At 71.7% G+C, this 11,951-nt stretch carries 9 protein-coding genes; 5 read left to right on the forward strand and 4 right to left on the reverse strand.

From position 1 onward, the window contains the following. Position 1 precedes the first annotated feature (1 nt). From ACI79K_RS00885 to ACI79K_RS00895, 3 genes are all read left to right on the forward strand, one after another. Positions 2 to 952, forward strand: a complete 951-nt coding sequence (locus ACI79K_RS00885; protein WP_456598668.1) for an HNH endonuclease — start codon at positions 2 to 4, stop codon at positions 950 to 952. 43 nt (positions 953 to 995) lie between these two features. Next, positions 996 to 2,885 (forward strand): DUF262 domain-containing protein, encoded by a 1,890-nt coding sequence (locus tag ACI79K_RS00890; RefSeq protein ID WP_456598669.1) that lies wholly within the window; start codon positions 996 to 998, stop codon positions 2,883 to 2,885. A 102-nt stretch (positions 2,886 to 2,987) separates the two neighbouring features. Next, a complete protein-coding gene (locus ACI79K_RS00895; RefSeq protein ID WP_456598670.1) occupies positions 2,988 to 3,419 on the forward strand; it encodes a hypothetical protein in 432 nt (143 codons plus the stop codon). A gap of 41 nt (positions 3,420 to 3,460) precedes the next feature. On the opposite strand, the gene ACI79K_RS00900 is transcribed toward ACI79K_RS00895, so the two are convergent. Both ACI79K_RS00900 and ACI79K_RS00905 read right to left on the reverse strand, forming a co-directional pair. Next, positions 3,461 to 4,210, reverse strand: coding sequence for an enoyl-CoA hydratase/isomerase family protein (locus ACI79K_RS00900; RefSeq protein ID WP_456598671.1), 750 nt, complete (start codon positions 4,208 to 4,210; stop codon positions 3,461 to 3,463). 104 nt (positions 4,211 to 4,314) lie between these two features. Continuing rightward, positions 4,315 to 7,596: a TM0106 family RecB-like putative nuclease gene (locus ACI79K_RS00905; RefSeq protein WP_456598672.1), complete on the reverse strand. Its 3,282-nt coding sequence runs from the start codon at positions 7,594 to 7,596 to the stop codon at positions 4,315 to 4,317. A gap of 294 nt (positions 7,597 to 7,890) precedes the next feature. Between ACI79K_RS00905 and ACI79K_RS00910 the strand changes: the two genes are divergently transcribed. Both ACI79K_RS00910 and ACI79K_RS00915 read left to right on the forward strand, forming a co-directional pair. Beyond that, on the forward strand, positions 7,891 to 8,514 hold the full coding sequence (locus ACI79K_RS00910; protein ID WP_456598673.1) for a hypothetical protein: 624 nt from the start codon (positions 7,891 to 7,893) through the stop codon (positions 8,512 to 8,514). A gap of 142 nt (positions 8,515 to 8,656) precedes the next feature. Then, positions 8,657 to 9,685, forward strand: a complete 1,029-nt coding sequence (locus ACI79K_RS00915) for a patatin-like phospholipase family protein (RefSeq protein WP_456598674.1) — start codon at positions 8,657 to 8,659, stop codon at positions 9,683 to 9,685. 235 nt (positions 9,686 to 9,920) lie between these two features. Here ACI79K_RS00915 and ACI79K_RS00920 read toward each other — a convergent pair whose 3' ends face one another. Together ACI79K_RS00920 and ACI79K_RS00925 are read right to left on the reverse strand one after the other, a co-directional pair. Beyond that, on the reverse strand, positions 9,921 to 10,604 hold the full coding sequence (locus ACI79K_RS00920) for a response regulator (RefSeq protein WP_456598675.1): 684 nt from the start codon (positions 10,602 to 10,604) through the stop codon (positions 9,921 to 9,923). Continuing rightward, on the reverse strand, positions 10,601 to 11,866 hold the full coding sequence (locus ACI79K_RS00925) for a histidine kinase (protein ID WP_456598676.1): 1,266 nt from the start codon (positions 11,864 to 11,866) through the stop codon (positions 10,601 to 10,603). The genes ACI79K_RS00920 and ACI79K_RS00925 overlap by 4 nt, the downstream gene beginning before the upstream one ends. Positions 11,867 to 11,951: the final 85 nt, after the last annotated feature.

Consider the following 11,951-nt stretch of genomic DNA (forward strand, 5'->3'; position numbering starts at 1 on the left):
GGTGATTGCCGTCGCCGACGCGAACGGGCACTCTTCGATCATGGACGGGGCGGGTTCCGAGGAGGCGGTCAGGGCCGCGGCGTTCGAGTGGTTGCAGAGCACCACGATGGACGGCACCGTCCCGATCAGTCGGGAACAGCTGCGCGACGACTTCCGCTTCGACGGGGTGCGGTTCCCGCTCGTGGATGCGGGTCGAGGGATCCGGCGGCCCCGCGGCTGGACCGCGGCTCTCAGCATGCTGACGGCCGCTCCGAAAGAAGCTCGGTGGCGGCCGTACGACGATTCCGAAGGGCCCGACGGCCTGCACCGGTACAAGCTTCGACGCGACGATCGGGGCGCCGCGGAGAACGAGGGCCTGCGGGTGGCCATGCGTCAGCAGGTACCGCTCATCTGGTTCTACGGGATCAAGCCGGGGCTGTACCAGGCGATCTTCCCCGTGTACCTGCTGGCGGAGGAGCCAGACCTCTCGCAGTTCGTGATGGCGCTGACCGAGGACCAGCGGATGATGCGCTCGGACAGCCCGATCGAGGAATCGCTGCGGCGCTGGAACTTCGCGCAAACCAAGCGCCGCCTGCACCAGGCGGTGTTCGCCAGCCAGGTCATGGTCGCCTACGAGACCCGGTGCGCTGTCTGCTCGCTCAACCACCGTGAGCTGCTGGACGCGGCGCACATCATCCCTGACTCGCACCCGACCGGGGACGCGGTCGTGACCAACGGGCTAGCCCTCTGCAAGATCCACCACGTCGCCTACGACCGGAAGATCCTCGGCATCCGGCCCGACTACACCGTCGAGATCCACCATCGCCTGCTTGACGAGATCGACGGTCCGATGCTGCGCCACGGGCTCCAGGACCACCATGGTCGACCATTGCTGCAAATCCCGGCCCGGCGCTCCGACCGCCCAGACACCGACCGCCTGATGCAGCGGTACGCAGAGTTCAGGGCCGCCTGAGCCCCTGCCCCACCCCTCACGAAGCCCTTGGAGTCGAGAGATCGTGAAAGCTGACGCCCTCAATCCCCGCGAATTGTTCGGGGCCACCGTTCACTACGAGATCCCGGCGTTCCAACGGCCCTACGTCTGGACCGAGGAGAACCAGTGGGCGCCGCTGTGGGCAGACGTCCAGAGGGTCGCAGAGAAAGTGGTCCGCGCAGCAGACGACGAGGAAGCTTCCGAACGCGCAGGCGGACATTTCCTCGGAGCGGTTGTCTTCAAGGCCAAGTCAGCGATCGCCGGCGACGTCACTCGCCACTCGGTCATCGACGGCCAGCAGCGCACTACGACACTGCAGATCCTGCTCGACGCCGTCCACGCTGCAGTATCCGCGCGAGGGCATGAGGACGAGGCTGAAGCGCTCGAAGAGCTGATCCTCAACAAGGCCAAGCGGTTCGCCGGAAGACCGGAGCGCTTCAAGCTGTGGCCAGCCCGTTCGGACCGCCTCGCCTTCGAACACGCTATGACTGATGACCACGGGTCCTGGGGGGGCGATGATCACCTAATAGTCGAAGCGCACCAGTTCTTCCGCGGCGAAGTCCACGACTGGCTGCTGGGCGTTGTACCGGAGGGCGAGGAGGAAGTCGGCGACGAGAAGGCCCGAGTGCGCGCACTCGCGGACGTCATGCAGACGCGTCTGTACCTGGTCGCTATCAACTTGACTGCTCAGGACGACGACCAAGTCATCTTCGAGACTTTGAACGACCGCGGCACGCCTCTGCTCAAGGCCGACTTGATCAAGAATTGGGTGTTCCAGGTCGGTGAGGGGGTGAACGCAGACGTCGAGAAGTGGCCGGAGCTCTTCTGGTCGGACTTCGATGACACGTGGTGGCGCGAGGAGATCTCGCAGGGTCGCCATCTGCGGTCGAGGATCGACATCTTCCTGCAGTACTGGCTCACGATGCGGACGCGCGACGAAGTCATCACCGAGCAGGTGTTCCGCGAGTTCACGAGGTACGCCCGGCCGCGGATGATCAGCGCCGACTCCGCCGAGGCGTTTCTGGGAGAACTGCGTCGAGACGCCAACACGTTCCGCACATTCGCCCAACTGTCGACCGACACGGTCGGCGGACGCTTCTACAAGCGGGTGGTGGAATCGCTGGAGCTCGCATCGACCACACCAGTGCTGCTCTGGATGCTGTCGGAGAACCATGCCGTTCCCGCTGACCAGGTTGCCAAGGCCCTCGGAGCCCTCGAGAGCTGGGTCATCCGCCGAACGCTCCTCCGATACACCATGAAGGACGTCAACCGATTCATGGTGGCCGTACTCGGCACGCTGGACGGTGTCGACGTAGCGAAGGTCGGAGACATCGTCCATGGCTTCCTCGCAAGCCAGAACTCCGACACTCGACGTTGGCCCACCGATATGCAGGTGGTGGACGGCCTCCAGAAGGTAAGGCTCTACGGCACCGTCCGACAGTCGCGATTGCGAGTCGTGCTGGAGGCGCTGGAGAGGCAGCTCCGTACCGGCCTGCACGAGGACGCGCCATTCCCCTCCAATCTCCAGATCGAACATGTGATGCCACAAGCTTGGCGGACCTATTGGGACGCGACACCAAAACTGTCCCCGGAGGCAGCGGCCGAACGCGACCACTTGGTCAACACATTGGGCAACTTGACGCTGGTCACCCCTGAGCTTAATGGGACCTTGTCTCATCGGCCGTGGACCGACGCAGAGGCTGCTGCCGTGATCGAAGAGACCGGCGAGTACAAGGGAAAAGGCAAGCGCTCACTCGTCAGCAAGTACAGCCTCCTGGCGCTCAGCAAGGACGTCGTTGACGACCATCCCGACGCATGGACCGAAGCCGACATCGAGGCGCGATCCGAGACGCTGGCTCGCGCATTGTGCGACGTCTGGCTCGGCCCGTCTCCGATGTCCTCACCGACAGCTTGAACACCCGCCTCACGGCACGGCAGCCACCCCAACGGCCGCGGGCACGCACCCCGGTGTCCACTGACCATTGGCCGACCGACTCAAGACCTGAAGGAGCACGTCATGGCATGGACGGACGCGCTCATCGGCGGTGCAGCAGCGCTCGCCGGCGTCGGGCTACAGCAAGCGTTCAGCTGGCGAAGCGACCAGCGGAACTACATTCGCGATCAAAGTGAACGCGTCCGGCAGGAGCAACACCTCGCCCTGGTGGACGTCGTGAAGGCCGGCAGAAGGGTGCAGCGAGCTCTGGTCGATCTCGAGAGTGGCGCCAGCGAAGCAGAGGCGAGCGCAAACTTCGGTCGGGAGGTCGACCAGCTGACGGAAGCAGTGGCGGCGGTCAGGCTCCTCGTCACTGATGCGGACGTGCTCGAACAAGCAAATCTATTCGAACGCCACGCCAAGGCACTGGAACGCTCGTACCAGCCTTCCGACCAGGGATCGCTCCGCCTCACCCCGCTCATCGACGCCGTCAGGCGTCTCGAAGGCATCGACTAGCCATGTCAGCCCAGTTGCCCTGCAGAGTGAGGTTGCACGAGTTAGCGGGTCGCTGACCGCCGCATCGACCACATCTGAGCCGGGCGCTCGGACTGCATGGCGACATCCCACGGGATCGCGCCGGTGACAGCCTCCTTGCGGAAGTTGCTCACCGCGATCCGTGCCAGCTCCGGGTCGGCGGCCACGCGAGCGGCTAGCTCGCGCGCCCGGTTCTCGACCGCGGCGTCCTCGGGCGCGTCCCACGCCAGTCCGAGCTCGACGGCCTTCGCCCCGTTGATCTCCTCGCCGAACAGCGCCATCGCCGCCGCGGCCTCCCGGCCGATCAGGCGCGACAGGATCACGAAGTGCCCGCCCCCCGGGTGCATCCCGCGCTTGAGGAAGCCGGCCAGCAGCCGTGCGTCACGCGCGATGATCCGCAGGTCGGTCGCCAGCAGCATGTTCATGCCGGCACCCACCGCCGACCCGCGCACCGCCGCCACCGTCGGCACCTTCACCTGGCCCAGCCGGTAGAAGGAGTCGTAGATCTTCCCCATGCCCTCGTAGGCGTCGGGGGCCGCCGGGTCCTTGCCGGCCGAGGTCAGCGTCGCGACGTCGCCGCCCGCGCAGAACGACTTGCCGACGCCTCGGATGACCAGCGCGCCGACCTCCGGCTTGGCGTCCACCTCGTCGAAGGTGGCGATGAGCTCGTCGGCCATCCCGGGCGTCAGCGCGTTGCGCCGGTCGGGGGCGTTGAGCGTCACGATCGCGACGCCGCCGTCCACCTCGAGCTGAACCTCACCGGTACCGGCCACGTGCCCACCTTCCTGCCGAGCGGACCGGCCCCAGCGCCGACCCGCACATCACCTGACTGGCATCACACCACGGGGCCGCACCGGCCCGCGCACCGCAGTCTGGATCAGACAACGGTCGCCGACTCCACCAGCCGGCACAGCGCATTGACCCGCCGCAGCTGCTCCGGCGTGCGCACCGGCGCGTCGAGCAGCAGCGGGCTCAGCACCACGACGGCCAGCGCCTGTGCCCGCGACACCGCCACGTTGAGCCGGTTCAGGTCGTAGAGGAACGACACGCCCCGCGGTGCGTCGTCGGCACTGGTGCTCGTCATCGAGTACAGCACGACCGGCGCCTCCTGCCCCTGGAACTTGTCCACGGTGCCGACCCGCGCCCCGTCCGGCAGCGCCGCCTTGATCAGCGCGACCTGGGCGTTGTACGGCGCCACGACCAGCACGTCCGCCTGCCCGATCGGCGCCTGCTCCCCCAGGTGGTTCCGCCACCTCGAGCCCTGCACCGACCCCCACAGCCGGGCAACCGCGTCCGCCTCCTGCTGGCACTTGTCCGCCGCCGTCAGCACGTGCTCCACCGGATGCACCCGCAGTCCGCTGCCGGAGAGCACCCCCTCCCCCAGCACCGTCACCCGCTCCCGGCCGTCCGCCGCCTCCAGCCGGCCCTCGTAGGCCAGGTCCGAGACGAAGGCGGTCAGCGACGGGTGCATCCGGTACGAGCGGTCGAGGAACACCCCGCGGTCGGCCGGGATGGTCGCGTGCCCGTCCAGCAGGTGCTCGAGCGCCGAGGCGCCGGAGCCGCCCGGGTGCACCGCCTGGGTGGGCTGGGCCAGCTGCTGCGGGTCGCCCAGCAGCACCAACGACTTCGCGCCCCGCGCCACCGCGACGGCGTTGGCCAGCGAGAACTGCCCGGCCTCGTCGACCACCAGGACGTCCACGGCCTCCGCCACGTCGCTCCGGGTCCAGAACCACGCCGTCCCGCCGACCAGCCGCGCGTCGCCGTCCGCCAGCGCCCGCGCCACGAAGCCGTTGTCCGCAGACCACGCCACACCGTCCGCGCCGCAGTGCTGGTGCTGCTCGCACTTCTGCAGCGCCGGCCGCCCCACCGCCTTCAGCAGGTTGCCGATGACCGCGTGGGACGTCGCCGTGACGCCCACCTTCTTCCCCGCGTCCAGCAGCTCCCGGATCAGCGCGGCGGCGGCCGTCGTCTTCCCGCTGCCCGGCGGCCCCTGGATGGCCAGCACCTCGCGGTTCAGCGCCAGGCCGAGGCGCACGATCGCGTCGGTCGTCGTCTCGCCCTCACGGAGCCGCGTTCCCGCGGGAACGCGACGCTCGACCAGCGCCTGGCCGAGGCACTCCCGGCCGGCCAGCACGTCCTCGCCGGTGTCCTGGATGGCCGCGCGTAGGCCCGCGGTGTTCAGCGGGCCCCCCGGACCGAGCCCGCGCGGCCGCGGCGGCTCCGCCGCGGTCGTCTTGAAGACGAGTCGACATGTCGCGATGTCGAGCTCCACCACCGTGCCGAGCCGCTTCGCGGTGTCCACGTCGAGCGCGTCATCGCCGGCGGAGAGCTTCGTGTCCTGCACCGGGAACGAGTACTCGTACAGCGAGCTCTTCTTCTCCGGCCCGAGATACCGGACGAAGGACGGCCCGCCCAGCGCCGTCCCGTCCCCCACCAGCTCCTCGGCGTCGAGGTCCTGCAGCCGGTAGACCTCCCACCAGGCCGGCCGGTCCTCGCGGCGGTGCCAGCCGACGAGGTCACCCAGCAGCTCGTGCCCGGCGTCGTGCAGCCGCGCCGACAGCTCCAGCTCGTCGGCCTGCGCCTGGGTCACCTTCGCGTCCGGCGCCACCACCGAGACCGCCGGCCGCGACAACGGCCCGTGCAGCGCCTCCAGCTCGGCGCGCTGCTGCTCCAGCCACTCGTGCAGCTCACGGGTCGAGTCGACGTCGTCCTTGTTGTAGGCCTCGATGCCGTCCAGCCGCGCCTGGTCGCCGTCCTCCAGCCAGGCCTCGTACTCCAGGACGCTGCCCAGCGCGCTGGCCACCGCACCCTCGTGCGACCGCCCGTAGAACGCCTCGACCTTCTTGATCGAGTACGACTCCTTGCTGATCCGCATCGACTGCCGGACGACGGGATAGAGATCGACGAACCGCTCCTCGCGCAGCAGCTGGTCCAGCTCCGCCTCGCGGACGCCGTAGCCGCCGGTCAGCTTCTTGAGCGCGGTCACCTCGTAGGGCGCGTAGTGGTAGACGTGCATCGCCGGGTCCGCCTGCACCGCCGAGACGATGCGGTCGACCAGGTCGGCGACCAGCTGCTTCTCGGCGGGGCGGTCGTGTGCCCACAGCGCGGTGAACCCGCCCGACCGGTCGCCGATCCCGGCGAGGTACTCGATGCCCGCGCCGTCCTCGAACCAGGGATCGCCCTCGAAGTCGAGGTACAGGTCGCCGGCGCTCGGCTGCGGCAGCCGGAGCAGCCCCAGGCCGTCGACCGGGTCGAGCAGCGTCCGCGACGACTCCCCCGTTCTCCTCTCCTTCAGCTGCTCGGCCGCCTGCTGCTGCAGCCGGGTGCGCGCGTCGGCGCCGATGCCCGACGCCGCGAGCTGCTCCGGTGACGCGGTGGCCAGCGCCGCCAGCGTCGAGATGCCGGCCGCGCGGAGGGCGTCGCGGTGGTCGCCCCGCATGAAGGCGACCAGGCCGAGGTCGTCGGCGTCCCGCAGCTCGGTCGTGCACTTCTCCGCCCAGCGGCACTGGTCGCAGTAGGCGATCGGCGCGGGAGCGGTCGGCGGCGGAGCGGCGGTGAACGCCTCCAGCCGGGCCCGGGCGCGGCGGGTGTACGCGGCGACGTCGACCAGCCGCCACGGCCGCGACTCGCCGTCGCCGGTGACGACGGAGATCCGCGCCGGCGCCACCCCCTGCAGCACGGTGAGCCGCTCGGCGTAGGTGGCCATCTGCAGCAGCGCGGCGACCTTCAGCTTCCGCGCGAGCTTGGTATCGGCGATCTCGTAGGACCAGCCGCCGAAGGACGACGGGGCCTCGACGCGGAGCAGGAAGTCGGCCTGCCCGCCCCAGGCGCCGTCGAAGAACGTCCCCTGGTAGACGACGTCGACGCCGGAGCGCATCGCCTCGACCGTCGCGGCCTCGGCCTCCCGACGGCCGTCGGCACCGGAGGCGGCCGCGATCTCGGTGACCGTCCGACCGGCCGCGACCAGCGACGCCAGGTACTTCCGCTCGTGCTCCAGGCCGCGGTCGAAGACGAACTGCACGTCCTCCGGCCTCTCCTCAGCAGGCGCCGCCCACTCCCCCACGGCCACACCGAGGTCCAGCCGGGTCAGGTGCCGGCACTCCTGGTGGTGGGTCAGATCGGTCGGGCTCAGCACCAGCCGTCCGTCGAGTCGCTGCATCGCCCCGTGCCTCCCCGTGTCCCCGTCGCCGGCAGCCTGCCGGACGCCCCTGCCTCGGCGAAGGAGTAACGGACGCCACCGACACGAAAGCCGCGCTCCCGCCCCAGCGGACCCAGCCGTCACCCGGACGGACGAGTCGGGGACCGGCTGCCTCACCGGCGGTCGCGGTCCTCCCCGCTGCCGGGCGCGGCACGGCCCCGCGCGCGAACCCGTTGACAGCGCCGGGCAGCCGAGAACGATGACTCGCGCGGCGACATCGCCGGGCGCCGCGCCTGTCCGCGGAAGGGAGGGCGCATGTTCGCCCGCAGCACCACGATCGCCGCCGACCCGAACCGCCTGGACGCCGGCATCGCCGGCGTCCGCGACGACGTCATGCCCGCCGTGGGCGGCATGGACGGCTACGTCGGGCTGTCGATGCTGTGCGACCGGGGCTCCGGCCGCTGCATCGTCACCACCGCCTGGGAGAGCGAGGAGGCGATGGCCGCGACCCGCGACGCGGTCCTCCGGATGCGCGATGAGGCGACGGAGCAATTCGGCGCTCCCGCACCCGAGGTGCGGGAGTGGGAGATCGTGGCGATGCACCGGCTGCACCCCGCAGGCGACGAGTCCTGCGCCCGGGTCACCTGGTCCCGCGTCGACCCGGCCACCACGGACCGCGTCCTCGAGGTCTTCCGCACGGACCTCATCCCGCGCATGGACGAGATGCCCGGCTTCTGCAGCCTCAGCCTCATGCTCGACCGGCAGACCGGCGACAACGCCCTCACCGCCGTCTACGCCGACCGCCGCTCCATGGAGGCCTCCCGCCAGCGGGCCACGTACATCCGCGACGAGTTCCGCCGCGGGCTGCGCATGTCGGCCACCGACGTCGCCGAGTTCGACCTCGTCCTGCACCACCTGCGCGTCCCCGAACTGGTCTGAGAGTCCGGGCCGCAGCGAAAGCCGACGGCGCGCACGCTCGTTCGGACGTCCCGCTGCCCCGGCGACCAGGCTCTCCCACCCCGTCGGCGCGGCAGGTCGTGACCGCAGCACCGACGGGGGTGCGACGGCCCTACGGTGAGGCATGACCTCGCCGGGACCCCTGCCGGCCGACCTGGTGCTCGAGGGCGGCGGCGTCAAAGGCATCGCGCTCACGGGCGCCGCCGTCGAGCTGCTGGGCCGGTACCGGTTCGAGCGGGTGGCCGGCTCCTCGGCCGGCGCCGTGCTGGCCGCATTCCTCGCCGCGGGACTCTCCGCCGACGGGATCCGGGCGGCAGAGGACAGGCTGGAGTACGACCGCATCCCGGACTCCTGGGCGCCGGTGCCCCTGCTGGCGCCGGCGGCGGGGCTGCTGCTCCGGTCGGGGCTGCACCCCGGCCGCTACATCACCGAGTGGGTGCGCCGGGAGCTGGCCGACCTCGGCGTCGTGACCTTCGGGGACCTGCGCCGCGAGGACCCCGGCGACGACCCCGCGCTGGAGCCGGGGCAGCGCTACCGCCTCGTGGTGACGGCGACCGACGTCACCCGGGGCCGGCTGCTGCGACTCCCCTGGGACTACCGCCAGTTCGGCCTGGATCCCGACCGCCAGCCGGTGGCCGATGCCGTCCGCGCGTCTCTGGCGATCCCGTACTTCTTCGCGCCCCGGAGCCTGCGGGACCCGCGCACCGGGCGGAGGTCGACCCTGGTGGACGGCGGGGTGCTGTCCAACTTCCCGATCGAGATCTTCGACCGCACCGACGCCGCCACGCCGCGCTGGCCGACCTTCGGGGTGGGGGTGGGCGACACGCTCGCCGACGAGGACGTCTCGGTGTTCGGCGTCCGGCACCTGCCGCCGCCGCTGCGGCTGCTGGATTCCCTGGTCGCCACCACGGTCACCGGGCGGGACCGCACCTACCTGGCCTCCCCCTGCGTGCGCCGCCGGGCCTTCTCGATCGGCACCATCGGCACCGGCCTCACCGAGTTCGACATCGACGAGGCCGAGCGGGCCCGGCTGATCGCGGCCGGCGAACGGGCCGCCCGCGAGTTCCTGGCCGACTGGGACTGGGACGCCTACCTGCGCGACTGCCGCGGCGTCGACCTCCCCCCGGAACCGTCCCGGCCGACGTCGGCGTAGCTCTCCCGCGAGGACCAGCAGGCGGGGCGAGGACGAGGCCACGGCGCCGAGGGCGGAGACGCGCGCCGCGTCACCGTCGATCGGATCGGACCGACCCCCGGTAGCGGCGCACGGTCCGCTGGTGATCTACCACCTGCGCGTTCCCGAGATGGCCTGAGGACGGCGGCCGGCGCGCGGACCGAGCACGCCGGCCGCCCTCGCGGATGTCGACGCCGCTCTGCGCGACACACCGAGGTCACCCGCCCGGGCGGACCAGCCCCGTCTCGTAGGCGAGCACCACGGCCTGGGCCCGGTCGCGCAGGCCGAGCTTGGCGAAGACGCGGCTGACGTGCGTCTTCGCCGTCTGCTCGACCACGAACAGCGCCTCGGCGATCTCCCGGTTCGACAGGCCCCGGCCCACCAGCGCCAGCACCTCGGTCTCCCGTGGCGTCAGCGCCTCCAGCTGCGCGGGCCGCCGGTCGTTGACGGGCGCGGGGCCCGTCGCCAGGTAGTGCGCGATCAGCCGGCGCGTCACCTCGGGCGCCAGCAGCGACTCCCCCGCCGCCACCACCCGCACGGCGTGCAGCAGCTCCGCGGCCGGCGCGTGCTTGAGCAGGAAGCCGCTCGCCCCCGCCCGCAGCGCCGCGTAGACGTAGTCGTCGAGGTCGAACGTGGTCAGCACCAGCACGCGCGGCGCCGGCTCCAGCGCACCGCCGAGCAGTGCCCGGGTCGCCTCGATGCCGTCCAGCCGCGGCATCCGCACGTCCATGAGCACGACGTCCGGACCGCGCCCCCGGGCAGTCAGCTCGGTTGCCAGCTCCACGCCGGCCTGCCCGTCACCGGCCGTGCCGAGCACCTCGATGTCCGGCTGTGCGTTCAGCAGCGCGGCGAACCCGTCCCGCACCATCGACTGGTCGTCGACGACGAGCACCCCGATCACGCGTCCACCCCCGCGACCAGCGGCAGCTCGGCGACGAGGCGGAAGCCGCCGTCGGCCGTGGGGCCCGCCTCGACCGTGCCGCCGTGCACCGCAGCGCGCTCCCGCATGCCGGGCAGGCCGCTCCCCCCGCCCGACGCGGCCGGCGTCACCGTTCCCCGGCCGTTGACCACCTCGATCCGCAGCACGCCGCCCTCCCCGGCGACGCGCACCCGCACGGGTGCACCCGGCGCGTGCTGGGCGGCGTTGGCCAGCGCCTGCTGGACGATCCGGTACGCCGACAGGCCCAGCGCCGCGGGCGCCTCCGGCAGGCGCAGCTCCCACTGCAGCTCGGCGCCGGCGGCCCGCGCCGCGCGCAGCAGCTCCTCGAGGTCGCCCAGGCCGGGCTGGGGCGCCCGCTCGGCGCCGTCGTCGGAGCGCAGCACACCGAGCAGGTTCTGCATCTCCGCCAGCGACTGCCGCGCCGCGGTCGCCACCTCGGCGAACTCGGTGCGCACCGACGGTGTCACCTCGTCGAGCCGGTACGGCGCGGTCTCGGCGCGGACCGCGATCAGCGACATGTGGTGGGCGACGACGTCGTGCATCTCCCGTGCGATGCGCGCCCGCTCGGCCAGCGCGCCCTGCCGCGCCAGCGCCTCCTCGGCCCGCTCCTGCTCGCCGGCCAGCGCCGCGCGGGCCCGCTGCCGGGCCCCGAGCGCGCCACCGAGCACCAGCGGGACCGCCACCCCCACCAGCGCCGTCGACCACGACCCGGCGTCCACCGCCTCCGCGTCGACGATCCCGAACAGGATCAGCGCGACCACCGAGACCAGGGCGACGCCGAGGAGCGCGCGACCGCGGGCGGCCCACGCGGCGAGCAGCAGCACCGGCAGCCAGAACAGCCAGTGCCAGACCTCCACCACCGGCAGCCGCTCCGGCGACGCCGGGATGAGCAACCGCAGGACGACGAGCCAGCAGGTGACGGCCAGCCACCCGTCGAGCGGGCGACGGGGTGCGACGGCGAGCCCGAGGGCCGCCGGCAGCAGGTAGAGGAACGCCACCCCGCCGAGCAGCCCGCCGCGTTCGTTGAGCACCGCGCTCGAGACCGCGATGGCCACGACCAGCCCGTACAGGCCGAACAGCACGGCACCGACCGTGCCCGCCCGCGGGAGCCTCGACCACGGCGCCGTCCACGCCGGCTGCTCCGGCCGGACCGCCGCGAGCACCGCCGACCACGCGCCGGAGGCGCCGGTGGCGGTCATGCGGCGCAGGGTGGTCGGCTTCATCGCGCTGCGAGCCTAGCCACGGAGAACGCCCTCCCGCGTCCCTCCGGAAGGGCAGGTGCGCCCCTTACCGGAGTAGCACGCACCG

Source organism: Blastococcus sp. SYSU DS0616 (assembly GCF_054051015.1).

Bases quoted from the DNA above. Each gene is read 5' to 3' on its own strand.
- ACI79K_RS00910 (WP_456598673.1), top strand. From the start codon at position 7,891: ATGTTCGCCCGCAGCACCACGATCGCCGCCGACCCGAACCGCCTGGAC.
- ACI79K_RS00905 (WP_456598672.1), bottom strand. From the start codon at position 7,596: ATGCAGCGACTCGACGGACGGCTGGTGCTGAGCCCGACCGATCTGACC.
- ACI79K_RS00895 (WP_456598670.1), top strand. From the start codon at position 2,988: ATGGCATGGACGGACGCGCTCATCGGCGGTGCAGCAGCGCTCGCCGGC.
- ACI79K_RS00915 (WP_456598674.1), top strand. From the start codon at position 8,657: ATGACCTCGCCGGGACCCCTGCCGGCCGACCTGGTGCTCGAGGGCGGC.
- ACI79K_RS00925 (WP_456598676.1), bottom strand. From the start codon at position 11,866: ATGAAGCCGACCACCCTGCGCCGCATGACCGCCACCGGCGCCTCCGGC.